This is a genomic window from Lentzea pudingi (assembly GCF_014646255.1).
Lineage (GTDB): Bacteria > Actinomycetota > Actinomycetes > Mycobacteriales > Pseudonocardiaceae > Lentzea > Lentzea pudingi.
On record NZ_BMNC01000007.1, the window covers coordinates 170,975 to 197,452 of the forward strand.

Below are 26,478 nucleotides of genomic sequence, written 5' to 3' on the forward strand. Positions count from 1 at the left end.
CAGTGCTACCCGTCTTCATCGACACGTGCGTCCTGCTCAGGCCCTATCTGTGCGACACGTTGCTGACAATCAGCGAATGCGGCGTCTACCGTCCGCTGTGGTCGAGTGACGTGTTGGCCGAACTGGATCGGAACCTGCGCAAGCGCGGTGCCTCCGAACACCAGGTGTCTCACCGGCTCGGCCAGATGCAACGGCACTTCCCGGACGCCGAGGTGACGGGCTACCAGCACCTGATCAACGCGATGGAGAACGACGCCAAGGATCGACACGTTCTGGCAGCTGCGGTGTGGGGTGGCGCCGAACTCCTGGTCACCGAGAACCTGAAGGACTTCCCTGACGCGGCCGTCAGCCGGTTCGGCATCGAAGTGCTGCACCAGGACGAGTTCCTTCTGGACCAGCTCGATCTCGCCCCCGAACTGGTGATCGCAGCGCTCGGGCGACAGGTGTCCCGGTATCGGCGAGCACCGCGTTCTGTCGACGACCTGCTTGAGATCCTGGCCAACGACGGTCACCGGTGCACTGGGTTCGCCGAGGCATTCCGCAGCGCTCGGCCGTTCGGTACTTGGAGACGTTGAGACGGTCGCGCTGTTCCGGGGTCCATCAGGTGAGAAGGACGGCCCTGAGGTCCGCCACACCCTGCCGCCACTGCGGCCCGTACTCCGTCTCCTCCCACAGCTCCAGCAGCTCCGAGTTCGGCGCCACGACGCGGTCGAGCGCCTGGACCGCGAGAGGCCGCAGGTCCGGGGAGAAAACCGGCAACGGCTTCTTCGGCGCGTACGAGGTGGTGATCGGGGCGCCTCCCGGCAACTGGGCGGCGATCAACGCGGCCGAGGCCAGCGCCTTGCACGCCTCGTAGCTGTCGAGGTACTCAGCCGATTCGATCGCGTCGGTCAGTGCCGACCGGACGAGGGTCTCGCTCTCCAGCGCGTCGTCCAGGTGGCCGGAGAAGTCCGCGGCCGTGTCGTTGTCGAAGTGTCCGATGTCCCAGGTGCCCATGGCGGTGATCATGGCATCAGGCACCGACAGTTCCGGGCAGCTTCAGGCCGGGCTTCTCGCCGTCGTCGAACATCGGCGGCACGGTGATCACCGCCTCGGACAGGTCCACCTCTCCGCCTGCGAACTTGGCGCCGCGGAACGACACCTCGCCGCCGTTGAACGCCGCGCCCTCGAACTTCACCCGGCCGCTGCGGAACTCGGCACCGTCGAACGTCACGCGGGCGCCGTTGAAGGAGGCGCCGCCGAACCACACCTCGCCGCCGTCCACCACCATGCCGTCGAACGAGATCCAGCCGCTCGGGAACCTCGCCAGGCTCAGGAAGAACTTGCCCGACGGCAGGTGGATGCCGGAGAAGTCCGCCGAGCGCAGGACCGCGCGGACCAGGTCGAAGTCGTGGCCCTGCCAGCTGAACGGCGCGCCGGCGCGGAGGTGGCGGGAGATCACGCTGGTGATCGCCAGGCGCACCTCGGACTCCGCGTCGAGGTACCACTCCGAGTCCAGCGACGGCTCGTACGGGATGCGCAGGTACGAGCAGAGCACGTCGATGCAGACCTGGCGCTGTTCCGGCCACTCGTCGGCCAGCGAGGCAAGGGCGTAGATGCCCGCCAGGCGGACGGTCGGGGCCTCGTTGCCGATCTGGGTGCACGCGGCGCCGAAGCGGTCGGTGAGCAGCTTCGAGCGTTCGCGGGTCTCGGCGGACTCGCTGATGCGTTGTTTGCGGTAGGCGACGACCAATGCGACGACGCCGCCGACGCCCGCCACGACGGTCAGGGCGACCTTGATGATGTCCAGTCTCGACGACGGCGCGGTGGGGAAACCCAAGGCGACCCACAGGAGTGCCGCGGACGACGCGAAGACGGTCAGGCCGATCAGCACCACCAGGCCGATGTGCTTCTTGATTGACCAGAGCAGGCCGGAGTCCACGGTGCTGGACGTTAGCGGCCAGTCTCGCTCAGCGGGACGGAATTGACCGGAACCCGGTGGTAGCCCTCATGATGGGACGCAGACCGCCCGTCTGAACCTTTTCGCCGTGATCGGCGTAGAGGACCCCGGGAGGTGCGTGATGGTGGAGTACCTGGTGATCGGTGCAGGTCCGGCGGGCTTGCAGATGGGGCGCTTTCTACACCGGGCGGGTCGCGACTACCTGATCGTCGAGGCGGGGCCGGAGCCCGCGGGTTTCTTCCGGACGTTCCCGCGGCACCGCGTGCTCTCGACGGACGACAACTCGTTGTTCGAGGGCGTTCCGTTCGCGCGCTACAGCAAGCGGTCGTTCCCCGGTGCGGACGATCTGGTGCGCTACCTGGAGGACTTCGCGCGGCCGTTGAACATCCGCTACGACACGCGGGTCGACGACCTGACGCGGTACCAGGCGCGGCACGTCGTCGTCGCGACCGGCAAGAAGCCCCACGTGCCCGGCATTCCCGGTGTCGAGCACGCCGAGACGTACGCGAGCGCGAGCACCGACCCGACCGAGTACGCGGGGAAGCGGGTGCTGATCATCGGACGCGGGCCCAGCGCGTTCGAGACGGCGGACAACATCGCGGCCACGGCACGGCTCACGCACACCGTCGGGCGGTCGGTGCTGCGGATCGTCAAGGACGGCAACGAGTTCGTCGCGACGATCGACGGCACCGGCGAACTGCGGTACGACAGGGTCATCGTGTGCGCCGGGTTCCGCAGGGACACCTCGCTCGACGGTCCGGACGTGCACGTGCTCGCGGGCGACTCGATCAAGGCGATCCGGCACGCGGCCAGGGCGTTGCACCGGTCGCTGGAGGCCGAGCACCACGGGGTGCCGTGGCCGCACCGGCGGTTGCGCAGCAGGCCGGACGCACTGGCGGCGACGATCGCGACGCGGGCCAGGGAGATCCCGGACGGACTGGCTGATGTCGTTGTGACGCAAGGACAACACGCGTTGCTCTACGACGAGATGCCCACGACCGAACGGCGCGGGTTCGTCGTCACGAGCACGCAGGTGAGGCACTACCGGCGCAACGAGCTGATCGCCGTCGAACGCCGGTTGCACCGCAAGCCGCTGGAGAGGTTCTTCTCGCAGCAGCTCGCGGTGCCGTGCATCTCCTAGTGGCGTAGCTCAGAACGTTGCCGGTGAATTCGTGGTCAGACGGATGTGTCGCGGTGCCTCCCCCGCACCCTCGTACTGGTTGTACGGGGGTGCGGGGGAGGTGCCGCGACGGATCCTGCTGAGCGCGGATACGCCGCCGACGTTCTGTGTCACGCCACTAGACCGGCAGCGTGCGCGCGAGGAACTTCGCGGACACGTCCCAGGCGCGGTCGGCGGCGTCCTTGTCGTACCAGGGGCCGAGGTGGTTGAGGAACGCGTGACCCGCGGCCTCCAGGTGCATCTCGGCACCCTCGTGCGCCTCCACCGCGTCCACGACCTTCTGGTAGCCGGTGATGAACGCGTCCTCGGTGCCGAAGACGAACTGGATCGGGCACGACACCTGGTCGAGCGCGCCGATCTGGTCCGGCACGCCCGAGCCGTAGAACGACACGGCGGTGTCCGGGTCGGAGGTGACGGCGGCCGAGTAGGCCAGGGTGCCGCCGAGGCAGAAGCCGAGCACGCCGACGCCACCGGTGACCTCGGGCAGGCCGCGCAGGTACTGGACCGAGGCCACGACGTCCCGCACGGCGAGCGGGAAGTCGAGGTTGCCGACGACCTCCATGGACTTCGCGATGCCGGCCTCGTCGTGCTCGCCGACCCAGCCCGGCTGGAAGCGGTGGAACAGCTCGGGCACGGCCACGACGTAGCCGAGCGCGGCGAGCTTCTCCGCGATGCCGCGCAGGTACCCGTCCAGGCCGAAGATCTCCTGGATCAGCACGATGCCGGGGCCGGAACCGGACTCCGGGAGCCAAACCGGCAACGGCATGTCGTCAACTCGATGGGTCATGGGATCGATCTTGCCTGAGCAACCCGCTCAGCGGCCGACGACCTCCACGGACGTGCAGGTGAGGCGTTCGGCCTCGGCCCACAGGCGGGCGGCCACGGCCTTGTCCCGCGCGGACCGGGGCATCGAGGCGGGCTTGGCGGGACCGACGAGCGCCCAGCGCGGCCCGTAGTAGCCGCCTTGGACCGCGTCCGGGTCGGCAACGGCGTGCAGGAGCGGTTCGGTGCCCTGCTCGACGCCCTGCGAGGGCAGGACCCGGTACCCCACCGACTCGAGGAGACCGGGCTTGCCACCGTTCAGGCGCGGTCCCGAGGTCATCAGGTTGGTGCGGGTGTAGCCGGGGTGCGCGCCGACCGAGAGCAGCGGCCAGTCGTTCTCCGCCGCGAGGTCCGCCAGGTGGTTCATCATCAGCAGGTCGGCCAGCTTGGAGTGCGCGTAGACCAGCGTGGGGCTGTACCGGCGGCGGGACTGCAGGTCGTCGAAGTCGATCTTGCCGCGGTAGGCGGCGCCGCTGCTCATCGTCACGACCCTCGGCGCGGGAGCGGCCAGCAGCAACGGCAGCAACCGGACGGTCAGCGCGAACGGGCCGAGGAAGTTGCTGGCCAGTTGCAGCTCGAAGCCATCGGCGGTCTCGGTCCGCGCGGGCACGTTCATCACGCCCGCGTTGTTGACCAGCACGTCCAACGGCCGGCCCTCGGCGATCAGCTCCTCGGCGAACGTGCGCACCGACGCCTGGTCGGCCAGGTCGAGCCGCCGGACCTCCAGCCGTGCACCGGGGTGGGCGGCGAGGATCTCCGCCCTGGCCTGCTCACCCTTGGCCTCCGTGCGCACCGCGAGGACGACGTCGGCTCCGGCTCCCGCCAGCCGTTTGGCCGCCTCCTTGCCGGTGCCGCTGTTCGCGCCGGTGACGACGATGCGCTTTCCGTGCTGGTCAGGAACCTGGTACATGGCCATCCCTCGTAACGTACTGACGGTCTCTTATGTCTCCAACATAACGGACCGTCGGTATCTTAGTAAAGTACCGGCGGTCTGTAACATGCGTGACATGAGCTTCCAGCGGGCGCGCACCGACGAGCAGCGCGGCGAACGGCGGCGGCAGATCCTCGCCACCGCGGCCGCGATGCTCATCGAGGTGCCGGTCGCCGACCTGACGCTCACCGCGCTCAGCCGGCGGGTCTGCCTCGCCAAGGCCAACGTCCTGCGCTACTTCGAGTCGCGGGAGGCGGTGCTGCTGGCGCTGCTGGAGGCGGAGATCGCGGACTGGATCGCCGACCTGGAGCCTGTGGCGGCCTCCAACGGCTCAGTCCGGGAGCGTGGAGACCGGCTGGCCGAACTCCTGGCCACCTCGCTGGCACGTCGCCCGGTGCTGTGCGACCTGATCAGCGCCCAGGCCACGGTGCTGGAGCGCAACATCTCCGCCGAGACCGCGCTCCAGCACAAACGCGCCGTCCACGGGCACCTGGGGATGCTCGTCCGGCTCGCCGGACGGCACCTTCCCGAACTGGGCGACGAGGACGCCGCCGCGCTGATGCAGACCGTCATGCTGGTCGCGGTCGCCGCCTGGCCGGGCAGCCGTCCCCCGCAGGCGGTCCTCGACGCCTACGCCGCCGATCCGGCCCTGGCCGTGATGTGCGTCGACTTCACCGAGGTCGTGCGCCGCGCCGTCGAGGTGACGGCTTCCGGACTTCTGGCCCGCGAAAGCTAGTCCCTGACCGATAATCAGCCCATGATCAGGTTGATCGCGACCGACCTCGACGGCACGCTGCTGCAACCGGGCGGGGTGCTGAGCGATCGGACCCGCGCCACGCTCCAGGCCGTGAACGCGGACGTCGTGGTCGTCACGGCACGGCCGCCGCGGTTCGTGCAGGACCTGGACCTGACCGGCACGGCGATCTGCTCCAACGGCGCGATGCTCTACGACCTGACGAACCGCGAGGTCACGCACGCGCAGACGGTGCCGCTCGACGTCGTGCGCAAGGTGTCCGAGGCGTTGGCAGAGGTGATCCCGAACGTCGGCATCGCGGTCGAGACGGGGTTGGAAGTGTTGTCGGAGCCTGGTTTCCAGGGCTTCGGGCCGAACAATCCACACAGGACACTGGAGCTGCTCGAGCACGTCTTCGCCGAGGCGCACCAGGTCGTGCAGATGCTCGCGTGGGCGCCGGACGCCGAGTCCGACCACATGATGGAGATCGCGCGCGAGGCCGTCGGGCAGCACGTGTCGGTGACGCACTCGGGCGGGCTCGGGTTGCTGGAGATCAGCCCGCCGGGCGTCTCGAAGGCGGCCACGCTCGAATCCCTGTGCAACACAAGGGGAATCGGCAAGCACGAGGTCGTCGCGTTCGGGGACATGCCGAACGACCTGTCGGTGCTCGGGTGGGCCGGCACGGCGTACGCGATGGGCAACGCGCACCCGCTCGTGAAGCAGGCCTGCGCCAACCACGCGCCGCCGAACACCGAGGACGGCGTCGCGCAGGTACTCGAACGGCTCTTCAGGATCTAGGCACCGAGGTGGGACCGGCCACCTCGGCACCCAGCGCCGTCACCCGCTGCCGCAGCTCGCGGTCAGCGGTCACCACCGTCACGACGCGTCCGGCGCCCTCGGCCCGCACGACCTCGACGATCGTGTCGTCACCGTCGCCGGGTGCGGAGACCACGCGGACGTCGTCGACGGAGGACACGTTGCGCGCCTTGCCCTCCACGACCAGGACGACCTCCTCGTCACGGCCGCGCAGGGCGTCGCGGAGGCGTTCGGCCGCGCCCGCTCGGTCGCGCCACCACCCGTCGGGGACGGATCCCACGACGTTGGCGGCGTCGACCACGAGCAACGGCTTCACGCCTCCAGCGTGCCTCAGCCCCGGCGCGCCCGCAGCGCGTCCAGCGAGTCCGGGCCCTCGTCCACGGCAAGCGCCCCAACGGCAGCAGCCTGGACGCCGGCCCAGCGCAGGACGGCGGCCGTGGCGGCAGCGCGTTCCTTTTCGGGCAGCTTGGCGATGTTCGCTCCGTGGTTGCCACCGGGCACCGAGAACGACAGCGAGTCGCGCGTGCCCCACCCGAGGCGGAACGGTTCCGCGCTCCACGGGTCGTTCTGCCCGTTCACGAACAGCAACCGCGAACCCTGGTAGCGCACCCACGAGTCCACGTCACGCATCGCGGAACGGTCGAACCGCGGGAACTCGATGTCCGGCGAGACCATCGAGCGCGGCACCGAGGAACCGGGGTGGCGCAGCAGGTCCCGGACAGCGGACTCGTCCGCCTCGGGCCAGCCGAGCTGCGTGCCAGCCTGGTAGTAGTACGCCGTGTAGGGCGCGACGCCCGCGTCGGTGTAGAAGTCCCAGCCCACGGTCGTGTCGATGAACTTCCACAGGTCGTCCACCGAGGCACCCGCACCGGGCACGATCGCGCACTGCTCCTGGGTGCCGTACTGCCAGAACGTGAAGGGCGTGTCCAGCACCAGGATCTCCAGCGCCTTGTGCGCGCTGCCGAACTGCTTGTAGGTGTAGCCGCGCGCTTCCAGGCGCGAGACGAACTCGTCGCGCTGCTCCAGGATCTGCCGCTGCACGCCTTCGAGACGACGGTTGCACGTCGGGTCGTTGCCGACCTCGCGGATGAACTTGCCATAGACGTCGCGGTCGTTCACCACGTCGTTCGGCGCCACGTACGCGATGGTCGCGTCGACGTCGCGCGGGAAGAACCTGCGGTGGTAGATCGACGTCATGCCGCCCTTGCTGGCACCCGTCGACAGCCACTTCGCGCCGTAGATCTTCTTGAACGCGGTGACGATCCGGTGGTGGTCGTTGGCCGCCTGCCAGATGTTCAGGTCGTCCCAGTCGGCGGGGGAGGGCCGCGACGGCGCGAAGAACCGCTGCTCGACGCTGATCTGGTTGCCGTCGACGAGCCGGGTGGGTTCGGACGGGTTGGGGCCGGACAGGTTGTAGCCGCTGGTGTGCAGCACCATCGGCTTCGACTCGGCCTTGTGCAGCAACGAGAAGCGCTGCTCGAACTTGAGGCCGCGCGGCTTGCGGTGGTCCGCGGGCTGCTGGAAACCGAGGACGAACGTCCGGGCGGTGCCGGACGTCCCCTCGCTGATGATCCGCACACCGGGAACGGCGCTGATGCGGTCTTTGATGTCAGGGGCGGCGGACACCACTGCGGCGGTGGCGGCGACCTGCGCCGATGCCAGGCCGAACGCCAGCAGGGAGCGTACGAGTCTGTTCACCAGGCCAAACTATTGAGCCCGCACGCTCTGCCGGACCGGCCGATCGTCGGGGGCTTGTCAGTAACTCGCGTAATAGGACGCGGCCATGTCCTCGTCGCCGTGTCCCTTGGTGACGGCACGGTTCAACCTCGCGCTCGACGCCTGCGCCACGTCGAGTTGCACTCCGGCGCGGACCGCGGCCTCGTTGACGAGCAGCGCGTCCTTCAGCGCGTTCTGCACGGTGAACGCGGGCGGGAAGGACCGTTCGATGATCGCGGTGCCCTTCGTCTGCAGGTAGGCGCAGTCCATCGCGCCACCGGACACGGCCTCCAGGAACAGCTTCGGGTCGAGTCCGGACGCCTCGGCCAGCGACACGGCCTCGCCGACCGCGGCGGTCAGGGCGAGCACCCAGCTGTTCGCGACGAGCTTCAGCTTCGACGACGCTCCGGCCTCGCCCACCCACATCGTGCGGGCGCCGATCACGTCGAACACGGGCTGGACGCGCGGACGCAGCTCCTCGGCGCCGGACGCGAGCACGACGAGCTTTCCCTCGGCCGCCGGCTTGGTGCTGCCGAGCACGGGCGCGTCCACGAACTCCAGCCCGAGCGAGCGGGCCAACGCAATGTGGTCCTCCGTGGCCTCGACACCGACCGTGGACGCCTGAACCCACACAGCGTCGTGCGGCAGTGACGGCGCGGCTGCCTGCATGGCCGCGGTGACCGCAGGGCCGTCGTTGAGGACCGTCAGCACCACCTCGGCGCCCTCGACGGCGTCAGCGGGGGTGTCGGCGACGGTGGCGCCGTGAGAGGCGAGCGGTTCAGCCTTGGCGCGCGTGCGGTTCCAGACCCGGACGGTGTGTCCGGCGCCGGCGAGGTTGGCTGCGATGGGGGCACCCATGAGGCCGGTGCCGAGCACGGCGATCTCCATGTCCCCCAGCAAACAAGAAACCTCGCGGTGCTGCCAGGTCGGGGGTCCGACAGCACCGCGAGGTCAACAGTGACATCGGCGGACCGACGTGCGCTGTTACAACGCCATCATACTGTGGCGTGGATCACGTTTAACAGAATGAAACCCCTGGAGCGCGGGAGGTGCTCCAGGGGTTCCAGGTAGGGAGGCACTCGCAAGCGGGGCGCCGCGCGAGTGCCGGGTCGAAGGTCAGCGGAGGGTGGTGACCTGAGCCTGGGCGATTGCCATCAGCTCGTGACGCATGGACGGGGTGGTCGCCATGTCGATCGCGCGAGCCACGGCCTTCTGGTTGCGCGCCTCGGCACGGCGGGCGCGGAGCTTCGCTGCGAAGTTCATCTGGGTCTGCACTTCCCTCTGTGAGGTCTTGCTGGGCTGGTGACTCAAGTATGCACCTTCACGCCCGCGAAAGCACGTGATTATCCGGTGAGGTGGGGCACATGCCGATGAATCATCGGCTGACAACGTGAACGGCCGGACAACGGCGGGGTGCGTCAGGTCACTCCTCGCGACCGAGCAGGAACCGCCCGAAGTGCGGCACGGTGAAGGCGATCTGACCCCGTTCCGCGCTGTAGACCAGGCCTTTCTTGATGAGCGAGTCCCGCGCGGGTGACAGCGACGAGGGCTTGCGACCGAGATGGTCGGCCACCTGGGCGGTGTTCACGCCCGCATCCTTTCCGTCGGTCAACTCGGCCATCGACCGGAGATACTCGCGTTCGGCGGGCGTCGCACGCTCGTATCGGGAGCCGAAGAAGCCCACGGCCAGCTCCGCGTCGGCCTCCGGGGCGGCCACCGAGACGTCCAGCGCGGTGATCGGATCGGCCGGGGCGGCGTCCCAGGCGGCCTTGCCGTAGGCCTGGATGAAGTACGGGTAGCCGCCGGACGCGTCGAACAACGCGTCGAGCGCCTCGTCGGTGATGCCCGCGTCCTCGCGTTCGACCGGGGCGAGCACGGCGCGGTCGGCGTCCTCACGGCTGAGCCGGTCGATGCGGACGTAGCGGAAGAGGCGTTCCGAGTACGACTTGCTGGCCGACAGCACCGCCGGCAGGTGCGGCAGACCGGCGCCGACGACCACCAGCGGCGCACCGATCTGCGAGAGCTCGTGGCAGGCCGCGCACAACGCGCTGATGTCGTCCGGCTTGAGGTCCTGCATCTCGTCGATGAGCAGCGCGACGCCCGTGCCGACGTCCTGGGCGAGTTCGGCGACGTCGGTGAACAGCTCGACCAGGTCGATCTCGATGTCACCGGAGTCGGCACGGCCGCTCGCCGCCGGGACGTCGATGCCGGGCTGCCAGCGGTCGCGCAGCTTGGCGCCGTCCGGGGCGGCTCTCAGCGCGAACGCCTTCAGGATGCCGAGGATCGCCTCGACCCGGTCCGGCGCGCGGTGCCGCACCGCGATGTCGCGGATCGCCCGGTGCAGCGCGGCGCTCAAGGGCCTTCTGAGGTCGGCGTCGGGCCTGGCCTCGACCTTGCCCGCGCCCCAGCCGCGCTTGACGGCCATCGACCGCAGCTCGCCGAGCAGCACGGTCTTGCCGACGCCCCGCAGCCCCGTCAGCACGAGGCTGCGTTCGGGACGGCCGCGGGCCACGCGTTCGAGCACCACCTCGAACGCGCCGACCTCTTTGTCCCGGCCGGCGAGCTCAGGAGGCCGCTGGCCTGCACCGGGAGCGAACGGGTTGCGCACCGGGTCCATGGCTCGCACCGTATCCGCGTTTCTAGGGCTCGCCTTAGAGACGCGCAGACGAAGCTCGAAGTGCGGCCGGATGCCGCTGTATACGTTTATCTAGTGATCGGGCAATAGAGTCTGATAGTTGCGGATGAACCCCGGTGCGGGTTGGCTGGTTCACGTGGCTGAAGTCGTGACCAAGGGAACCGGCGAGGTCGAGCGCACCGCCGACCGCGCCCAGGTGGACGTGACGTTCGAGGCTCTCGGCGCCGATCGCGCCGAGGCGGTGAGCACGCTCAACCAGCGCATCTCCGCGGTCGAGCCGTTGCTCGAGGAGTTCGAGGTGCGGTCGCGGCAGCTGTCCGCGCACGACAACTGGGACAACAACCAGCGCGTCGGCAGCCGGGCGTCGCAGCAGTACGTGATCTGGGTGAAGGACCTCGACCGCCTCGACGCGCTGCTCGCCGAGCTCGTCCAGGCCGAGCCGTCCTGGGTCAACGGACCGTCGTGGACGCTCGTCGACGACACCGAGGCCATCCGTGAGGCGCAGAAAGAGGCCGTGGCAGACGCACTGCGACGTGCCGAGGGGTACGCATCGGCGTTGGGGCGGCGGCTCGGGCCGTTGCTGCGCATCGGCGACACCGAGGGCGGCGCGCACTACCAGCCGCGGATGATGAGCGGCGCGGCGTCGTTCGAGATGGCCGGGCCCGCGGGGATGGTCGACCAGCTGAACCTGAAGGCGCAGCAGATCACCGTGTCGGCGTCCTGCACCGCAGCCTGGTCGTTGCTCGACTGATCGGAGACCGGCCTACGAGCCGTTGAGTGACTCCATCGCGTTGTGCACCGCCACGGCATCGCTGTCGTCCGGGTGTGCCTTCAGCCAGTTCAGGAGCCACTCGACGCGCCGTTTCGCTGCCGCTGCCAGCGTCAACGTGATGTAGGCGCGGCGCTCCCACTCGCGCGCCGATCGCATCGCGTCGGCGGCCGGACGCCATTCGTCGCGGAGGGTGCCGACGAGTGCGCGCGCCAGCACCGGGTCTCTCTCGGGATCAACCTGCAGGTCGTGCATCCCACCCCCAGTGTCGCTGTGAAACGACACTGAGAGTGTGCATGAGGGACTGTCGAGTTCGGCAAGACTAAGTGCGTCACCGTTCCAGAATCGCTGTGATCCCTTGACCTCCGGCGGCGCAAATGGACACGAATCCGCGTCCACTTCCCTTCTGGTGCAACAGCTTCGCCAGGGTCGCCACGATCCGGGCGCCGGTCGCGGCGAACGGGTGCCCTGCGGCGAGCGACGAGCCGTTGACGTTCAGCCTGGCCCTGTCGATCTCGCCGAGCTCCTTCTCCCAGGCCTTCAGCGTGGCGAGCACCTGCGACGCGAACGCCTCGTGCACCTCGTAGAAGTCGAAGTCCTGCAACATGAGGCCGGCCTTGTCGAGCATCCGCGGTGCGGCGTGCACGGGTGCCATGAGCAGGCCTTCGTCGCCGTGCACGTAGTCGACGGCGGCGGTCTCGGCGAACGTCAGGTAGGCGAGGACCGGCAGTTTGCGCGCCGCGGCCCACTCCTCGGTGGCCAGCAGCACCGCGGAGGCGCCGTCGGAGAGCGGGGTCGAGTTGCCGGCGGTCATCGTGTCGCCGAAGACCGGCTTGAGCTTCGCGAGCTTCTCGGCGGTGCTGTCCGGGCGGAGGTTCTGGTCCCGCGCCAGGCCGAGGTACGGGGTGACGAGGTCGTCGAAGAAGCCCTCGTCGTAGGCCCGGGTGAGGTTCTGGTGGCTGCGCGCGGTCAGCTCGTCCTGGTCCTCGCGCGTGATCTCGTACCGGGCCGCGGTGACGGCCGCGTGCTCGCCCATGGACATGCCGGTGCGCGGTTCGCCGTTGCGCGGCAGGTGCGGGACGACGTGGCTCGGGCGCAGCCTCGTGAGGAGGCTGACCTTGCGGGTGCGGTTGAACTCCAGCAGGAGCTTGCGGAAGTTCTCGTTCACGCCGATCGGGGCGTCGCTGGTGGTGTCGACGCCGCCCGCGATGCCCGCCTCGATCTGGCCGAGCGCGATCTTGTTGGCCACGGCGATGATCGCCTGCAGGCCGGTGCCGCACGCCTGTTGCAGGTCGTAGGCGGGGGTCTCCGGGCTGAGCCTGCTGCCCAGGACCGACTCGCGGACGAGGTTGAAGTCGCGCGAGTGCTTGAGGACGGCTCCCGCGACCACCTCGCCGAGCCTCTCGCCCTGCAGGCCGAAGCGGCTGACCAGCCCGTCCAGCACCGTCGTGAACATGTCCTGGTTCGACGCGGTGGCGTACGGGCCGTTCGAGCGGGCGAACGGGATGCGGTTGCCACCGATGATCGCTACTCGCATGCGGCCATACTACCTACTAGCGGGTAGACTTACTAGCGAGTAGGTTGTGTGACGTGGACAGGTACCAGAAGTTCGCGAGGTCGGGGCTCGGCCGTCAGCTCGTGCGCAGGCTCGGCCTGCCGAACCCGTACCCGTTGCGCCGCGACGCCGCGCTCGCCACACCGGTGCTGGTCGGTGGCGCGACCCGGTTGCCCTTCCTGAAGCAGCTGGAGACAGGCCCCGCCCCGTACGGCGCGCTGGTGTTCGACGCGTCGGAGATCTCCTCGGTCGGCGACCTGAAGCAGCTGCACGAGTTCTTCCACCCCACGATCACGCAGCTCGGGCCGTGCGGGCGGGTGGTCGTGATCGGGCGTTCACCGGACTCCATCGCGCAACGGGCCCTCGAAGGCTTCGTGCGGTCGGTCGGCAAGGAACTGCGCCGCGGCGGCACGGCCAACCTCGTGTACGTGGCGGACGGCGCCGAGGACGGGGTCGAGTCGACGCTGCGGTTCCTGCTGTCCGGACGGTCCGCGTACGTGTCAGGGCAGGTCGTCCGCGTCTCCGGGGTGACGCCGGTGGGCACGTTGGAGGGCAAGGTCGCGCTGGTCACGGGCGCTTCGCGCGGCATCGGTGAGGCGATCGCCGGGACGTTGGCCCGCGACGGCGCGCACGTGGTGTGCCTCGACGTCCCCGCCGCCGGGTACGAGCTGTCGAAGGTCGCGAACTCCGTCGGCGGGTCTGCGTTGCAGCTCGACATCACCGGCGATCCCGCCCGGCTGACCTCGTATCTCACGGAACGGCACGGCGGTGTCGACATCGTCGTGCACAACGCAGGCATCACGCGGGACAAGACGTTGGCGCGCATGGACTCCTCGAAGTGGGACTCGGTGCTGGAGGTCAACCTCGCCTGCCAGGAGCGGATCAACTCCGCGCTGCTGGACGGTGATGTGCTGCGCGAGGGCGGGCGGATCGTCGGGGTGTCGTCGATCGCCGGTATCGCGGGCAACGTCGGCCAGACCAACTACGCCACCTCGAAGGCCGGCGTGATCGGGATGGTGCAGACGCTCGCACCCGTTCTCGCTGCTCGCGGCTGCACCATCAACGCCGTGGCGCCCGGTTTCATCGAGACGAAGATGACCGCGGCGGTACCGTTCGCGACCCGTGAGGTCGGGCGCCGGATGAACAGCCTGTCGCAGGGCGGGCTGCCGGCCGACGTCGCGGAGACCGTGGCGTGGTTCGCGTCGCCGGGATCGGGCGGCGTGAACGGCAACGTCGTGCGGGTGTGCGGCCAGATGCTGCTGGGGGCCTGATGCTGTTGCGTGCCGCCCTGACGTCGTTGCGGCGCGGGGAAACGCTTGCCGCCGAACCTGTTTCCGCTTCGGCCGAGGTGTCGCTGAAGCACCTCGCGGCGTACAACGCGGTGTGCGGGTTCGGGCTGCGCGACGCGTTGCCGCTGACGTACCCGCACGTGCTGGGCTTCCCGTTGCAGATGAAGCTGATGTCCGGCGCCGGGTTCCCGTTTCCGTTGCCAGGTCTCGTGCACGTCGCGAACCGGATCACGCAGTCACGTCCGTTGACGTTGGACGAGACGTTGGAGATCACGGTGTCCGCACGCGCCCTGCGGCCTCATCCGCAGGGCGCCCAGGTCGACGTGGTGACGTCGGTTTCCGGTGTCTGGGAAGGGGTTTCGACCTATCTGCGGCGGACCGGGGGGTCTTCGAGCGCAGGTGAGCTCGAGCGGCCCGTCGGCTCGGCGGTGTGGAAGGTGCCCGCGGACATCGGACGGCGCTACGGCGCGGCGTCCGGTGACCGGAACCCGATCCACCTGCACCCGTTGAGCGCCAAGCTGTTCGGGTTCCAGCGCGCGATCGCCCACGGCATGTGGACGAAGGCGCGCTGCCTGGCCGCGTTGGAGGGGCGGCTTCCCGAGGCCGTGACGGTGGACGTCCGGTTCAAGAAGCCGCTGCTCATCCCTGGCCGTGTCGAGTTCTCGGCTTCGGAGGGTGCGCACGGCTGGGAGTTCGCCGTGTGGGGCAAGGGACCCCACCTGGTCGGCTCAACGACGTGACGGCGGATGCCAGACGTTGCCGTCGACCAGGTCGCCGAAGCCCATCCAGACGAGGTTCATGAGGCGGGCCGCGACGACGCCGGCGGGTTCCTCGGGGTGGTCCAGCCACCAGTCCGCGAGCGACTCGCCGGCCCCGACCAGCGCGGCGGCCAGCGACTCGGCCTCCAGCTTGGTCGCGGGCGCCTTGGTGGACTGGGTGAGCAGCGCCGCGACCAGTGACACCGCCCGGCCGCGCATGTCGGTGAGCTCGACCGCGAACGGACCGCCCTGCGTGGACGCCTGCCGGTGCAGCACCATCCAGCTCGCCCGGTTCTCGCCGACGAACCCGAAGAAGGCCCTGAGCCCGCTCCACAGCTGCACGTCGGGTTCCTGGTCGGGCTCGACGCCCGTCGCGATGGCCTCCATCATGCGGGTGGCCTCGCGCCGGATGCACGTCGCGAACAGCTCGTCCTTCGAGCCGAGGTAGGCGTAGAGCATCGGCTTCGAGATGCCCGCGACCTCGGAGATCTCGTCCATGGAGGCCGCGTGGAAGCCGAGCCGCGAGAACACGTCGACGGCAGCGTCCATGATCTGCCGCTCACGCACCGCGCGTGGCAAGCGCTTGGCTCGACCTTCTGTGCGCATCATTACCCCTCAGTTCGGAGCAGCAAGATTATCCGATCGGCTTGCCGCACTATCTACTGGTGAGTAGTCTTACTCGCGAGTAGGTACCAGGAGGTGTGTCCATGACGCTCGACCTCACGACCGAGGCGATCGCGAAGCTCAGCCCGGCCGAGCTGATCAGCACGTTGCAGCAGATCAAGCCGGACGACCCGGCGCTGGCCGAGGTGAACATCGACGTCATCGCCCGCGGCATCGACCCGAAGAAGCTCGGTCGCGACGACTTCGCCGCGTTGCTCAACGCGCTGGGCGCGCTGGCGGACGGCGGCGCCGACCTCGACCTGGCGAAGATGGACCCGTCCAACTTCGCCCGCATCATCTCGCGCGCCTCGAAGGACCAGATCGAGGCCGTCGTCGCCGATCCCGCGCTGCGCGTACGCGTGCTGGACGAGGTGTTCCGCCGCATGGAGGTCCACTTCCGCGCGGACCGGGCGGGCGCCACTCGCGCGGTCGTGCACTTCCACGTGCTCGAAGACGTCTACGAGGCCATCATCGAAGACGCCACCTGCGTGATCAACAAGGGCGTGACGCGCGAGGCCCGTGCCATCGTGACGCTGACGCCGGCGGACTTCCTCAAGCTCGCGACCGGCAACGCCTCCGCCCCCGTGCTGTTCATGACGGGCAAGCTGAAGGTGAAGGGCGACCTGGGGTTCGCGGCCGGGTTCATGAGCCTGTTCAACATCCCGAAGGCTTAGGAGACTTTCTGTGGGTGGCTTCTCGCTCGAGCTGAACGAAGACCAGACCGACCTGCGCGACTGGGTCCACGGCTTCGCTCGCGACGTCATCAGGCCGGCGGCCTCCGAGTGGGACGAGCGCGAGGAGACGCCGTGGCCGGTGATCCAGGAGGCGGCGAAGATCGGCCTCTACGGCTTCGAGTCCCTCGCCACCTGGTTCGCGGACCCCATCGGCCTGTCCCTGCCGATCGCGACCGAGGAACTCTTCTGGGGTGACGCCGGCATCGCGCTGGCCCTGATGGGCACCGGCCTCGCCGTGGCGGGCATCTTCGCGGGCGGCGAGCCGGAACAGCTCGCCGAGTGGGTGCCGGAGTGCTTCGGCGACGAGTCCGACCCGAAGCTGGCCGCGTTCTGCGCCTCCGAACCCCAGGCGGGCTCCGACGTGGCCGGCTACCGCACTCGCGCCCGTTACGACGAGGCCACCGACGAGTGGGTGCTGAACGGCCAGAAGGCGTGGGCCACCAACGGCGGCATCGCGAACGTGCACGTGGTCACCGCCGTCGTGGATCCGTCGCTGGGATCTCGTGGCCAGGCCGGTTTCATCATCCCGCCCGGTACGCCGGGGTTGTCGTCGCCGGGGAAGATCAAGAAGCACGGCATGCGCGCCTCGCACACGGCCGACGTGTTCCTGGACGACGTGCGCGTGCCTGGGCGTTGCGTGCTCGGCGGTCGCGAGCGTCTCGAGGCTCGTCTTGCGCGTGCCCGTGAAGGGTTGAAGGCCGGCGGCCAGGCGGCGATGGCCACGTTCGAGACCACCCGCCCGACCGTGGGCGCGATGGCCGTGGGCGTCGCCCGCGCCGCCTACGACTACGCGCTGGAGTACGCGAAGGACCGCGAGGCGTTCGGGCGCAAGATCATCGAGAACCAGTCGATCGCGTTCGACCTCGCGAACATGCGCATGGAGATCGACGCCTCGCGGCTGCTGGTGTGGCGGGCGGCGTGGATGGGGCGCAACAACGTCCCGTTCACCGCGGGTGAGGGGTCGATGTCGAAGCTCAAGGCGTCCGAGGTGTCGGTGTGGGCGACTGAGCGGGCGATCCACATCCTGGGTGGGGCCGGGTACACCCGTGAGCACCCCGTTGAGCGGATGCACCGGGACGCCAAGATCTTCACCATCTTCGAGGGGACTTCGGAGATTCAGCGGCTGGTGGTGTCCCGGATGATCTCCGGGATGCAGATCAGGTGACGTCGGGCGGGCGGCCTTCGGGTCGCCCGCTCCACTTCCGCGCCGGAAGTGCGATCAACGTCCGACCACCCGTTACCGGCCGTTGGGTGTCAACGGCAGCAGGGGCCGCGCGGATCAGAGCGGCAGGGTCAGGATCGTGCCGAGCCGCTTGAGCTCCCGCCGGTGCACCGCCAGCAGCACGGTGTCGTGCGGGCGGCGGAAGTGCAGCACCACGAAGTTCGGGTGCGGCGGGTCCTGGTCGACGATCTGCTCGACGCGGCCCTCCGCGTCGCTGAAGATGATGCGCTCGTCCCAGATGACCCTGGTGGGGCCGAAGAACAGCTCGCCCTCCTGCCACTCGCCGTCGATGTGGACGTCGGCGTCGCCGGGTGAGTAGGTCTCGTCGCTCGGCCCGAAGGCGTCGCCGAACACGCTCCCGAGAATTTCGAACAGAGCCGACATGGCGATTCCCCCTTCGTTGTCACAGGAACGAGCTGGGCGCCCAGCTGGTTCCCGCGGTGTGACGGAGGTTTAGCCGAACGGCTGGCCGGCTTCGCGCAGCCAGGCGCGCTCGCGTGAGTGGTCCGGCATCGCGGGCCAGCCGTTGACCTTCGCGATCAGCACCCAGTACCGCTCGGCACGCGGGTCCGCGAAGTCGGAGAGCTCGCGCAGCCTCGCCACGACGCTCTCGTCGTTCGGCAGGCCCAGCGCCTCCGCCCAGTTGGCGTTCACGCGGTCCACCACTGCGCGGGCCTCGGCGGACTGCGGTGCGATGCCCGCGTCGATCGCCTCGCGTGCCTGGGCGATCGCGAAGTTGAACGCCTCCATCTGGTCGCCCTGCGGCGGGCTCAGGTCGGCGCCGTTGCGGCGCTGTTCCTCGTGCTGCTGGGACATCCGCTTCACGACGGCGCGGAAGTCCGGGTCCTGCACGAGCTTGGCGAGCTCGACCCACGCTTCCAGTTGCTCGGTCGACGGGTCGTCCGGCAGTTCGACGCGCACGGAGCGCATGTGCTGCTCGAACTGCGGGTCCAGCTCGTAGGGCCCGAACACCTCCTCGAAGAAGTCGTCGAGGATCCGCTGGCGCTCCTCGTCCGACATGCGTGCCAACTCGTTCATCAGTTCCATCTCCCCTCCCTTGGCGACGGCGCGCAGCACGGCTCGCCTGAGCCGCAACGTCTTCATCTGCGCGTCGATCGCGTCTGCGTGTGCACGCGCCACGTCGGTCACCGACACCTCGCGGGCCAGCACCCTGCCGGCGGTCGGCAGGTCCACGCCCAGGTCCCGCAGCGTGCGGACGAGTTTCAGCCTCGCCACCGCTTCGGTGTCGTAGGTGCGGTAGCCGCCGGTGGTCCTGTCCGCGGGCGGGATGAGGCCCGAGTCGGAGTAGAACCTGATGGTGCGGACGGTGAGTCCGGTCATCCTGGCGAGCTCGCCGATCTGGTAGCGCGTCACGGGAGAACTCTGCAGTCTCCAGTAGGTGGAGAGTCAAACCCGATTGCCCGATTGGGTGGTTGAACAGCGAAAAGGCCCCCGCGCCGGAGCACGGGGGCCTTCTCGGAGCTGCCTCAGTAGGTCATCGCGATGCCCGGCTCGGCCAGCAGCGCGCCGACGTCGGCCAGGAACTGCGAGCCCTGCTGCCCGTCGACCACGCGGTGGTCGAAGGAGAGCGCGAGCTGGCAGATCTTGCGGATCTTGATCTCGCCGTCGACCACCCACGGCATGTCGCGGATCGCGCCCAGGGCGAGGATCGCGGACTCGCCGGGGTTGAGGATCGGCGTGCCGGTGTCGACGCCGAAGACGCCGACGTTGGTGATCGTGATGGTGCCGTTCATCATGTCGGCCGGCGACGTCTTGCCCTCGCGGGCGACCGTGGCGAGCTCGTCGAGCGCGACCGCCAGTTCCTTCAACGACATCCGGTCGGCGTCGCGGACCTTCGGCACCACCAGGCCGCGCGGCGTGGCGGCCGCGATGCCCAGGTGGACGTAGTCCTTATAGACGATCTCGTTCGCCGCCGCGTCCCACGTCGCGTTGACGTCGGGCGTGCGGCGGGCCGCGAGGATGATCGCCTTCGCGCAGAACGCGAGGGGCGTCAGCTTCACACCGCGGAACTCCGGCGCGTTCTTCAAGCGTGCGCGCAGTTCCATCATCGGCGTGACGTCGACCGTCAGGAACTCGGTGACGTGCGGCGCGGTGAACGCGCTGTCCACCATCGCCTGCGCGGTCGCCTTGCGGACACCCTTGATGGGCACCCGGCGTTCACGCGAGCCGTTGTCCACAGAGGACGCTGCCGGAGCCGCGACCGGTGCGGCGACGGCGCTTTCGACGTCCTCACGGGTGATGACGCCGCCGGGGCCCGAGCCCGCGAGCGCGTGCAGGTCGACGCCGAGGTCCTTGGCCAGCTTGCGCACCGGCGGCTTGGCCAGCGGCACGTACCCGCCAGGAGCCCGCACCGGCGCGGCCACCACGACGGGGGCCACGGGAGCAGGAGCCGGCGGGGCCACGACGACCGCGGCCGGAGCGGCGGCCGGAGCCGCGACCGGAGCCGCGGCGGGCGCGGAGTCCTTGCGGGCACGGCGTTTCGCGGTACCGGACTTCGGGCCGTAGCCGACGAGCGTCGCGATGCGCCCGCCCGGCATCTCCTCGCCGATCTTGCCGGACGAGGTGCCGTTCGCCTCCGCCGCAACGGGAGCAGGCGCGGGTGCGGGTGCGGCCGCGCCACCGGGGTCGGTGTCGATCGTGATGATCGGGACGCCGACCTCGACGGTCTGGCCGGGCTCGGCCAGCAGCTCCGTCACGACGCCGGCCCACGGGCACGGCAGCTCGACGGCGGCCTTGGCCGTCTCGATCTCGACGATGATCTGGTTGACCTTGACGGTGTCACCGGGCTTGACGTGCCAGGTGAGGATGTCGGCCTCGGTCAGCCCCTCTGCCGTGTCGGGCAAGGGGAATTGCTTGTACTGCGGCATTTCCGGTTGTCCCCTTACCAGGCGAGAGAGCGGTCGACGGCGTGCAGCACCCGGTCGAGGTCGGGGAGGAACTCCTCCTCGAGCTTCGACGGCGGGTACGGGGTGTCGAAACCGGTCACCCGCAGCACCGGTGCCTGCAAGGAGTAGAAGCACTCCTGCTGGACCTTGGCTGCAATCTCGCTGCTGATCGAGGACTCGGACGGCGCCTCGGACACGACGATCAGACGGCCGGTGCGGCGCACCGAGTCGTAGACCGGCGCGAGGTCCAGCGGCGACAGCGTGCGCAGGTCGATGACCTCGAGCGACGTGCCGTCCTCCGCGGCCGCGTTGGCCGCGTCCAGCGACGTGCGGACCATCGGGCCGTACGCGACCAACGTGGCGTCCGTGCCGGAACGCAGCACGCGCGACTCGAACAGCTTGCCGGGCTGGGCCGTGGTGTCGACCTCGCCCTTCTCGTAGTAACGGCGCTTCGGCTCGAAGAACAGCACCGGGTCGTCGCTGTCGATCGCCTGCTGGATCATCCAGTACGCGTCGGCCGGGTTCGAGCACGAGACGACCTTGAGGCCGGCGGTGTGCGCGAAGTACGACTCCGGGGACTCCGAGTGGTGCTCGACGGCACCGATGCCGCCACCGAACGGCACGCGGATCACGATGGGCAGCTTGATCTTGCCCTGGGTGCGGTAGTGCAGCTTCGCGACCTGCGACACGATCTGGTCGAAGCCCGGGAAGATGAAGCCGTCGAACTGGATCTCGCACACCGGGCGGTAGCCGCGGATCGCGAGGCCGACGGCGGTGCCGATGATGCCGGACTCCGCGAGCGGCGTGTCGAGCACGCGCTGCTCACCGAAGTCCTTCTGCAGGCCGTCGGTGATGCGGAAGACGCCGCCGAGCTTGCCGATGTCCTCGCCCATCATGATGACCTTGGGGTTGGCTTCCATCGCCGCCCGCAGGCCCATGTTCAGGGCTTTGGAGATCGTGAGCGTCTGCACCGGGGACGCCGGGGCAGCAGCTGTGGAACGGTCCATGGTCGGAGCAGCCATCAGTGCTCACCTCCAGCAAAACCCGAGACGTAGTCGAGGAATTCGTCGCGCTGCGCGTCGAGGACGGGGCTGCCCTCGGCGTACACGTTGCTGAAGATCCGTTCAGCGGGCGGGTCGGGCATGTTCGTGCAGAACTCCCGCAGCTCCTCGCCCAGCTTGTCGGCGTCCGCCTCGACGCTCTCGAAGAACTCGTGGTCGGCCCACTGCTGGCGGACCAGGTAGACCTTCACGCGCTCGATCGGGTCCTTGAGCTTCCACATCTCGAGCTCGTCCGACAGCCGGTAGCGCGTCGGGTCGTCGGAGGTGGTGTGCGCGTCCATCCGGTAGGTGAACGCCTCGATCAGGATCGGGCCGTTGCCGTGGCGGCACTCGTCCAGCGCCCACTTCGTCACGGCGAGCGTCGCGAGGACGTCGTTGCCGTCGACGCGGATGCCGGGGAAGCCGTAGCCGCGGGCGCGCTGGTACAGCGGCAGGCGCGACTGGCGCTCGGTGGGCTCGGAGATCGCCCACTGGTTGTTCTGGCAGAAGAAGACGAGCGGCGCGTCGTAGACCGCGGCCCACACGAAGCCCTCGTGCACGTCACCCTGGCTGGTCGCGCCGTCGCCGAAGAAGCACATGGTGGCTTCTCCCTCGTCGTCGCCGACCTTGCCGTCGAACTTCTGGCCCATCGCGTAGCCGGCCGCGTTGAGGACCTGGTTGCCGATGACGATCGTGTACGGGTGGAAGCGCTTCTCGACCGGGTCCCAGGTGCCCTGGTCCGTGCCGCGGAAGATGCCGAGCAGCTCCGTCGGGTTGATCCCGCGCGTCCACGCGATGCCGTGCTCGCGGTAGCTCGGGAACGCCATGTCGGTCTGGCGCATCGCGCGACCGGCACCGATCTGCGCGGCCTCCTGACCGAGCAGCGGCACCCAGATGCCGAGCTGGCCCTTGCGCTGCAGGGCGTTCGCCTCGCGGTCGACCCGGCGGATCAGGACCATGTCGCGGTACAGACCGCGCAGCTCCTCCGCCGTGATGTCGATGTCGAAGTCGGGGTGGGTCACCCGCTCACCCTCGGGGGTGAGGAGCTGCACCAGGTCGGCGCCGCCCTCGTCTGTCGCTCGCAAGCCTGCGATCACCTGTTCCGCTGTCGGTTTCGCGGCAGTGGCGGCCGGCGCTGCATCCGGCTCAGGGTGCGTCCATTGCTCAGGGGACGACATGCGCCTTCTCCTCTGTCTTCTCCGACCGCCTGATCGCTCGTGACGACCTCGTGCGGCGACGTCGGCGGTCGCCGCCAACCCTGTGGGGCCGGAGGCAGCCGTCGACGGTGACGGTGGCTTACGACCACATCCTGACACGGCCTCACCCGAGTTGGTGAGACCCGTCCCACTTCGTAACACACGAGTCAACGTTCTGATCAGCGACAACAGTCGGAAGTTCGACCTTTTGTCCTCCGACTAGGCCGTCCGACTACCGGACGTCGCTGTCCCGGTTACCGATCGTTAACTTAGTTCGAGGTCTCAGGGATAGAGGCTACGGACGCGGGCGGAGGCGGAGTCGTGACAGGATCGAGAAGTGGACCGCTCAGTTGTGACCAGCACTGTCAGGACGCTCTGGGACGACGACATCGTCCCGAGCCTGTCTCAGCTCGTCGCCGTGCCGGCGATCTCGCCCGCGTTCGACCCCGCCTGGGAAGAACACGGAGAGTTGGCAGCCGCGATCGAGCACGTGCGCCTCTGGATCGAGTCACGAGACCTCCCCGGAGCGACGCTCGAAGTCGTCCAACTGGCGGGACGAACCCCGCTGCTGGTGGTCGACGTCCCCGCGTCCGGTAACTCGGGCGACGACACGGTGTTGCTCTACGGACACCTGGACAAGCAGCCGCCGGTGGGTGGCTGGGGCGAAGGGCTCGGCCCGTGGACCCCAGTTCTGCGTGACGGACGTCTCTACGGCCGTGGCGCCGCCGACGACGGTTACTCCGGATATGCCGCGATCGCCGCGATCGAGGCCGTGCGCGCGGCGGGCGGCTCGCACTCCCGTTGCGTCGTGCTGCTGGAGACCGGCGAGGAGTCGGGCTCGCCCGACCTGCCCGCCTACCTGGAGCACCTGTCCGCACAACTGGGGCGCGTGGCTCTGGTCGTGTGCCTCGACTCGGGCGGCTCCGACTACGACCGCATGTGGCTGACGACGTCGCTGCGCGGACTCGTGCAGGTCACGGCCACCGTGCGGGTGCTGGACGGCGGCCTGCACTCGGGCATGGCGTCGGGCATCGTGCCGTCGTCGTTCCGGATCGCCCGCCAGCTGCTGGACCGGATCGAGGACTCCACCACCGGCGAGATCCTCGTGCCGGAGATGCACGTCGAGATCCCGGCCGGACGCCTGGCCGAGGTCCGCGAGGCCGTCGAGGCCGCGCCCGGTGCCCTGTGGGACCCGGTGCCGCGCGTCGGCGACCTGCAGCCCGTCTCCTCCGACGAGGTCGAGCTGGCGCTGAACTCCGGGTGGCGCCCGACCCTGTCCGTCACCGGCGCCGAGGGCCTGCCCCTGCCGGACGACGCGGGCAACGTGCTGCGGCCGTTCACCTCGCTGGTGCTGTCGTTCCGGCTGCCGCCGACGGCGTCCGCCTCGGTGGCTTTGGAAGCGGTGCGTGCGAAGCTCACCACCGACGTGCCCTACAACGCGACCGTGGAGCTGTCCCGGGTCGAGTCGGCCGACGGCTGGAACGCGCCCGAGCTGGCTCCGTGGCTGACCGCCGTGCTGGACGACGCCGGCAAGGAGATCTTCGGGGCGCCGTGGCGGACGGTGTCCTTGGGTGGGTCGATCCCGTTCATGGGGTTGCTGCACGAGGCGTACCCCGCCGCGCAGTTCGTGGTGACCGGGGTGATCGGGCCGGACTCGAACTGCCACGTTCCGGACGAGTGGCTGCATCTGGCGCACGCGGCTCGGGTCACGGAGGCGATCGCCCTGGTGCTGGACGCGCAGTCCAGGCAGAGCTGATTCCCGCTACTCTCAACTACTCTAAGCTACTCTCAACTGCGGTTTGAGAGTTGAGAGTAGGCACGCTTGGAAGCATCGACTCTGCAGTCGCTCATCGAACGCCTGCGCCGGACGGGCGCGGAGATGAGCGACGTGGAAGCGAAGTCGGCAGCGGGTGGCTTGCCGAAGAGCGCTGCCGAAAGCCTTTCCGCCTTCGCCAACACCAACGGCGGCACGCTCGTGCTCGGACTGGACGAGAACGATGGTTTTCGTCCGGTCCGACTCCTCGACGCGGCCAAACTGCGCGACGATCTGTCCGCGTTGGCCAGCGACTGCCTCCACCCTCCGTTGCGCATCGCGGTGGACGTCGTCGAGGTCGAGGGCCTACCGATCGTCGTGGCAGAGATCGATCCGCTGCCTTCCGACAACCGTCCGTGCTACGTGGCGTCCAAAGGCATCGCCACGGGCTCCTACGTGCGGGTGGGCGACGGGGATCGCAGGATGACCCAGGCAGAGATCGGCTTGGCCATCGCCAACCGCGGTCAGCCGCGCTACGACCTCGAAGCCGTGGCGGACGCGGGGATCGGCGACCTGGACCGTGTCTCCTTCGGACGCACCCTCGAACGTGTGCGGCAAACGTCGCGAGCCTTTCGCGACCTGGACGAGGTCGCAGCCCTGGAACGTCTGCGAGTGCTGGTACGAGCCGAGAACGGTGCGTTGGTGCCGTCATTGGGCGGGTTGCTGACCTTCGGCAGCTATCCCCAGCAGCACTTCCCGCAACTGACCGTCTCGGTCGTGGTGTTCAGTGGCGACGAGACCGGACCGCGCTTCGACGACAACCCGGTGATTCGCGGCCCGGTCCCGGAACTCGTGTCCGAGACGATGGCGGTGCTGCGCCGGCACATGCGAGTTCGCACCCACGTCGACGGCAGCGGTCGTCGCGAACAGCTCGACTACCCCATGGAAGCCGTCCGGGAAGCAGTGGTGAACGCCCTGCTGCACCGCGACTACAGCGGCGTGACCCGTGGCACCCAGGTCCAGATCGAACTGCACCCCGACCGACTGCTGGTACGCAGCTCAGGAGGACTCTTCGGACCTGTGGTGCTCGAGGATCTCGGTGCCGAGGGAGTGAGCTCATCACGCAACTCGTTCCTGGCCTCGTTGCTGTCTGACACCTACCTGCCGTTGAGCGACCGACTCGTCGCCGAGAACAGGGCCTCCGGCATCCCGTCGATGATCAAAGAACTGCAGCGGTCCGGCCTGGCAAGGCCGATCTTCCGCAACTTCGCGAATCGGTTCGAGGTCGAGTTCAGCAGGTCGGAGCTGCTCGACCCGGCCACGCGCCAGTGGCTCGCCCGGTTGCGCGAACCGGGGCTCACCCAGCTGCACGAACTCGCCCTCGCGACGATGTACCACGGCCGCTCGATCAGCAACGCGGCTCTTCGGCAGTTCGGCGCGAACCAAGCCGATGCGACAGCGGTGCTGCGCGACCTGGTGAACAACGGCCTCGCCGTGCGCACAGGTGGCCGCCGATACGCCACGTACTCACTGGGGGCACCGGCCGAGACTCCCGACCTCTTCACCGGCACCCCGCTCCAGACCGACGTCGCCGAAGTGCTGCGCACACTGGGTTCGGCCAGCGCCAAGGACCTCATCGCGGCGACCGGGTACTCACGCCCGACCGTGCTGATCCGGCTGGAAGAGCTGATCGGGGAAGGTCTGGCCAGGGCCGAAGGCGCGCGGACCAGCCCCAAGCGGAGGTACCTGTGGACAGGGCCGAAATGAGCCGTTCAGGTCATGCCCGGCCCTCGGCTCCACCCGGTGTCGAGTGAGGAAGGA

At 69.1% G+C, this 26,478-nt stretch carries 28 protein-coding genes; 11 read left to right on the forward strand and 17 right to left on the reverse strand.

Going from position 1 to position 26,478, the window contains the following annotated elements; genetic code table 11:
- Positions 1-2 precede the first annotated feature (2 nt).
- The gene (locus tag IEY88_RS25700; protein WP_189157399.1) at positions 3-575 is read left to right on the forward strand and encodes a PIN domain-containing protein; all 573 of its coding nucleotides are present in this window, start codon (positions 3-5) and stop codon (positions 573-575) included.
- Between the two features lie 25 nt (positions 576-600).
- Here the strand turns inward: IEY88_RS25700 and IEY88_RS25705 are convergent, their stop codons facing one another.
- Together IEY88_RS25705 and IEY88_RS25710 are read right to left on the reverse strand one after the other, a co-directional pair.
- A complete protein-coding gene (locus IEY88_RS25705) occupies positions 601-996 on the reverse strand; it encodes a DUF4259 domain-containing protein (protein WP_189157400.1) in 396 nt (131 codons plus the stop codon).
- Between the two features lie 16 nt (positions 997-1,012).
- Positions 1,013-1,921 (reverse strand): pentapeptide repeat-containing protein, encoded by a 909-nt coding sequence (locus IEY88_RS25710; protein WP_189157401.1) that lies wholly within the window; start codon positions 1,919-1,921, stop codon positions 1,013-1,015.
- A gap of 106 nt (positions 1,922-2,027) precedes the next feature.
- Between IEY88_RS25710 and IEY88_RS25715 the strand changes: the two genes are divergently transcribed.
- A complete protein-coding gene (locus IEY88_RS25715; RefSeq protein ID WP_189157402.1) occupies positions 2,028-3,080 on the forward strand; it encodes an NAD(P)-binding domain-containing protein in 1,053 nt (350 codons plus the stop codon).
- A gap of 157 nt (positions 3,081-3,237) precedes the next feature.
- Here the strand turns inward: IEY88_RS25715 and IEY88_RS25720 are convergent, their stop codons facing one another.
- Together IEY88_RS25720 and IEY88_RS25725 are read right to left on the reverse strand one after the other, a co-directional pair.
- Positions 3,238-3,906 (reverse strand): dienelactone hydrolase family protein, encoded by a 669-nt coding sequence (locus IEY88_RS25720; protein ID WP_189157403.1) that lies wholly within the window; start codon positions 3,904-3,906, stop codon positions 3,238-3,240.
- Positions 3,907-3,933: 27 nt separating this feature from the next.
- A complete protein-coding gene (locus IEY88_RS25725; protein WP_229693748.1) occupies positions 3,934-4,857 on the reverse strand; it encodes an SDR family oxidoreductase in 924 nt (307 codons plus the stop codon).
- 91 nt (positions 4,858-4,948) lie between these two features.
- Here IEY88_RS25725 and IEY88_RS25730 point away from each other — a divergent pair, with 91 nt between their 5' ends.
- Both IEY88_RS25730 and IEY88_RS25735 read left to right on the forward strand, forming a co-directional pair.
- Complete coding sequence (locus IEY88_RS25730) at positions 4,949-5,608, forward strand: TetR/AcrR family transcriptional regulator (protein WP_229693749.1); 660 nt, start codon at positions 4,949-4,951, stop codon at positions 5,606-5,608.
- A 21-nt stretch (positions 5,609-5,629) separates the two neighbouring features.
- Positions 5,630-6,403, forward strand: coding sequence for an HAD family hydrolase (locus IEY88_RS25735; RefSeq protein ID WP_229693750.1), 774 nt, complete (start codon positions 5,630-5,632; stop codon positions 6,401-6,403).
- Here IEY88_RS25735 and IEY88_RS25740 read toward each other — a convergent pair.
- The 5 genes from IEY88_RS25740 to IEY88_RS25760 form a co-directional block, all read right to left on the reverse strand.
- Positions 6,393-6,737, reverse strand: coding sequence for a hypothetical protein (locus IEY88_RS25740; protein WP_189157405.1), 345 nt, complete (start codon positions 6,735-6,737; stop codon positions 6,393-6,395). The genes IEY88_RS25735 and IEY88_RS25740 overlap by 11 nt on opposite strands.
- Positions 6,738-6,751: 14 nt before the next feature.
- Positions 6,752-8,119: a S28 family serine protease gene (locus tag IEY88_RS25745; protein ID WP_189157406.1), complete on the reverse strand. Its 1,368-nt coding sequence runs from the start codon at positions 8,117-8,119 to the stop codon at positions 6,752-6,754.
- Between the two features lie 57 nt (positions 8,120-8,176).
- Positions 8,177-9,025: an NAD(P)-dependent oxidoreductase gene (locus IEY88_RS25750; RefSeq protein WP_229693751.1), complete on the reverse strand. Its 849-nt coding sequence runs from the start codon at positions 9,023-9,025 to the stop codon at positions 8,177-8,179.
- Positions 9,026-9,253: 228 nt separating this feature from the next.
- The gene (locus IEY88_RS25755) at positions 9,254-9,400 is read right to left on the reverse strand and encodes a hypothetical protein (protein WP_189157408.1); all 147 of its coding nucleotides are present in this window, start codon (positions 9,398-9,400) and stop codon (positions 9,254-9,256) included.
- Between the two features lie 160 nt (positions 9,401-9,560).
- The gene (locus IEY88_RS25760; protein WP_189157409.1) at positions 9,561-10,754 is read right to left on the reverse strand and encodes an ATP-binding protein; all 1,194 of its coding nucleotides are present in this window, start codon (positions 10,752-10,754) and stop codon (positions 9,561-9,563) included.
- Between the two features lie 154 nt (positions 10,755-10,908).
- On the opposite strand from IEY88_RS25760, the gene IEY88_RS25765 reads away from it, so the two are divergent.
- Positions 10,909-11,523: an SIMPL domain-containing protein gene (locus IEY88_RS25765; protein ID WP_189157410.1), complete on the forward strand. Its 615-nt coding sequence runs from the start codon at positions 10,909-10,911 to the stop codon at positions 11,521-11,523.
- 12 nt (positions 11,524-11,535) lie between these two features.
- Here the strand turns inward: IEY88_RS25765 and IEY88_RS25770 are convergent, their stop codons facing one another.
- Together IEY88_RS25770 and IEY88_RS25775 are read right to left on the reverse strand one after the other, a co-directional pair.
- Positions 11,536-11,796, reverse strand: coding sequence for a hypothetical protein (locus IEY88_RS25770; protein ID WP_189157411.1), 261 nt, complete (start codon positions 11,794-11,796; stop codon positions 11,536-11,538).
- Between the two features lie 76 nt (positions 11,797-11,872).
- On the reverse strand, positions 11,873-13,078 hold the full coding sequence (locus tag IEY88_RS25775) for an acetyl-CoA C-acetyltransferase (protein ID WP_189157412.1): 1,206 nt from the start codon (positions 13,076-13,078) through the stop codon (positions 11,873-11,875).
- A 53-nt stretch (positions 13,079-13,131) separates the two neighbouring features.
- Here IEY88_RS25775 and IEY88_RS25780 point away from each other — a divergent pair, with 53 nt between their 5' ends.
- Both IEY88_RS25780 and IEY88_RS25785 read left to right on the forward strand, forming a co-directional pair.
- Complete coding sequence (locus tag IEY88_RS25780) at positions 13,132-14,367, forward strand: 3-oxoacyl-ACP reductase (protein WP_189157413.1); 1,236 nt, start codon at positions 13,132-13,134, stop codon at positions 14,365-14,367.
- Entirely contained in the window at positions 14,367-15,125 is a 759-nt protein-coding gene (locus tag IEY88_RS25785; protein WP_189157414.1) for a MaoC family dehydratase, read from the forward strand. The genes IEY88_RS25780 and IEY88_RS25785 overlap by 1 nt, the downstream gene beginning before the upstream one ends.
- Here IEY88_RS25785 and IEY88_RS25790 read toward each other — a convergent pair.
- Positions 15,114-15,692, reverse strand: coding sequence for a TetR/AcrR family transcriptional regulator (locus IEY88_RS25790; protein WP_229693752.1), 579 nt, complete (start codon positions 15,690-15,692; stop codon positions 15,114-15,116). The genes IEY88_RS25785 and IEY88_RS25790 overlap by 12 nt on opposite strands.
- Before the next feature lie 158 nt (positions 15,693-15,850).
- On the opposite strand from IEY88_RS25790, the gene IEY88_RS25795 reads away from it, so the two are divergent.
- Both IEY88_RS25795 and IEY88_RS25800 read left to right on the forward strand, forming a co-directional pair.
- Entirely contained in the window at positions 15,851-16,480 is a 630-nt protein-coding gene (locus IEY88_RS25795; protein WP_189157416.1) for an SCP2 sterol-binding domain-containing protein, read from the forward strand.
- Positions 16,481-16,490: 10 nt separating this feature from the next.
- Positions 16,491-17,705 (forward strand): acyl-CoA dehydrogenase family protein, encoded by a 1,215-nt coding sequence (locus IEY88_RS25800; RefSeq protein WP_189157417.1) that lies wholly within the window; start codon positions 16,491-16,493, stop codon positions 17,703-17,705.
- Positions 17,706-17,819: 114 nt separating this feature from the next.
- On the opposite strand, the gene IEY88_RS25805 is transcribed toward IEY88_RS25800, so the two are convergent.
- The 5 genes from IEY88_RS25805 to pdhA all read right to left on the reverse strand — a co-directional run bounded on the left by IEY88_RS25805 (position 17,820) and on the right by pdhA (position 22,886).
- A complete protein-coding gene (locus IEY88_RS25805; RefSeq protein ID WP_189157418.1) occupies positions 17,820-18,146 on the reverse strand; it encodes a hypothetical protein in 327 nt (108 codons plus the stop codon).
- A 69-nt stretch (positions 18,147-18,215) separates the two neighbouring features.
- Positions 18,216-19,136, reverse strand: coding sequence for a helix-turn-helix domain-containing protein (locus tag IEY88_RS25810; RefSeq protein ID WP_229693753.1), 921 nt, complete (start codon positions 19,134-19,136; stop codon positions 18,216-18,218).
- Between the two features lie 113 nt (positions 19,137-19,249).
- Positions 19,250-20,650: a dihydrolipoamide acetyltransferase family protein gene (locus IEY88_RS25815; protein ID WP_189157419.1), complete on the reverse strand. Its 1,401-nt coding sequence runs from the start codon at positions 20,648-20,650 to the stop codon at positions 19,250-19,252.
- A 14-nt stretch (positions 20,651-20,664) separates the two neighbouring features.
- Positions 20,665-21,690: an alpha-ketoacid dehydrogenase subunit beta gene (locus IEY88_RS25820; protein ID WP_189157420.1), complete on the reverse strand. Its 1,026-nt coding sequence runs from the start codon at positions 21,688-21,690 to the stop codon at positions 20,665-20,667.
- On the reverse strand, positions 21,690-22,886 hold the full coding sequence (gene pdhA / locus IEY88_RS25825) for a pyruvate dehydrogenase (acetyl-transferring) E1 component subunit alpha (protein ID WP_189157421.1): 1,197 nt from the start codon (positions 22,884-22,886) through the stop codon (positions 21,690-21,692). The genes IEY88_RS25820 and pdhA overlap by 1 nt, the downstream gene beginning before the upstream one ends.
- Positions 22,887-23,241: 355 nt before the next feature.
- Between pdhA and IEY88_RS25830 the strand changes: the two genes are divergently transcribed.
- Together IEY88_RS25830 and IEY88_RS25835 are read left to right on the forward strand one after the other, a co-directional pair.
- Positions 23,242-24,660, forward strand: coding sequence for a M20/M25/M40 family metallo-hydrolase (locus IEY88_RS25830; RefSeq protein ID WP_189157422.1), 1,419 nt, complete (start codon positions 23,242-23,244; stop codon positions 24,658-24,660).
- Positions 24,661-24,726: 66 nt separating this feature from the next.
- Entirely contained in the window at positions 24,727-26,424 is a 1,698-nt protein-coding gene (locus tag IEY88_RS25835) for an ATP-binding protein (protein WP_189157423.1), read from the forward strand.
- Positions 26,425-26,478 lie beyond the last annotated feature (54 nt).

Coding starts and splice junctions, on each gene's coding strand:
- IEY88_RS25775 (WP_189157412.1), bottom strand. CDS start 13,078: ATGCGAGTAGCGATCATCGGTGGCAACCGCATCCCGTTCGCCCGCTCG.
- IEY88_RS25785 (WP_189157414.1), top strand. CDS start 14,367: ATGCTGTTGCGTGCCGCCCTGACGTCGTTGCGGCGCGGGGAAACGCTT.
- IEY88_RS25755 (WP_189157408.1), bottom strand. CDS start 9,400: ATGAACTTCGCAGCGAAGCTCCGCGCCCGCCGTGCCGAGGCGCGCAAC.
- IEY88_RS25735 (WP_229693750.1), top strand. CDS start 5,630: ATGATCAGGTTGATCGCGACCGACCTCGACGGCACGCTGCTGCAACCG.
- IEY88_RS25720 (WP_189157403.1), bottom strand. CDS start 3,906: ATGACCCATCGAGTTGACGACATGCCGTTGCCGGTTTGGCTCCCGGAG.
- IEY88_RS25705 (WP_189157400.1), bottom strand. CDS start 996: ATGGGCACCTGGGACATCGGACACTTCGACAACGACACGGCCGCGGAC.
- IEY88_RS25820 (WP_189157420.1), bottom strand. CDS start 21,690: ATGGCTGCTCCGACCATGGACCGTTCCACAGCTGCTGCCCCGGCGTCC.
- IEY88_RS25725 (WP_229693748.1), bottom strand. CDS start 4,857: ATGGCCATGTACCAGGTTCCTGACCAGCACGGAAAGCGCATCGTCGTC.
- IEY88_RS25815 (WP_189157419.1), bottom strand. CDS start 20,650: ATGCCGCAGTACAAGCAATTCCCCTTGCCCGACACGGCAGAGGGGCTG.
- pdhA (WP_189157421.1), bottom strand. CDS start 22,886: ATGTCGTCCCCTGAGCAATGGACGCACCCTGAGCCGGATGCAGCGCCG.
- IEY88_RS25790 (WP_229693752.1), bottom strand. CDS start 15,692: ATGGACGCTGCCGTCGACGTGTTCTCGCGGCTCGGCTTCCACGCGGCC.
- IEY88_RS25750 (WP_229693751.1), bottom strand. CDS start 9,025: ATGGAGATCGCCGTGCTCGGCACCGGCCTCATGGGTGCCCCCATCGCA.
- IEY88_RS25760 (WP_189157409.1), bottom strand. CDS start 10,754: ATGGACCCGGTGCGCAACCCGTTCGCTCCCGGTGCAGGCCAGCGGCCT.
- IEY88_RS25805 (WP_189157418.1), bottom strand. CDS start 18,146: ATGTCGGCTCTGTTCGAAATTCTCGGGAGCGTGTTCGGCGACGCCTTC.
- IEY88_RS25730 (WP_229693749.1), top strand. CDS start 4,949: ATGAGCTTCCAGCGGGCGCGCACCGACGAGCAGCGCGGCGAACGGCGG.
- IEY88_RS25770 (WP_189157411.1), bottom strand. CDS start 11,796: ATGCACGACCTGCAGGTTGATCCCGAGAGAGACCCGGTGCTGGCGCGC.
- IEY88_RS25795 (WP_189157416.1), top strand. CDS start 15,851: ATGACGCTCGACCTCACGACCGAGGCGATCGCGAAGCTCAGCCCGGCC.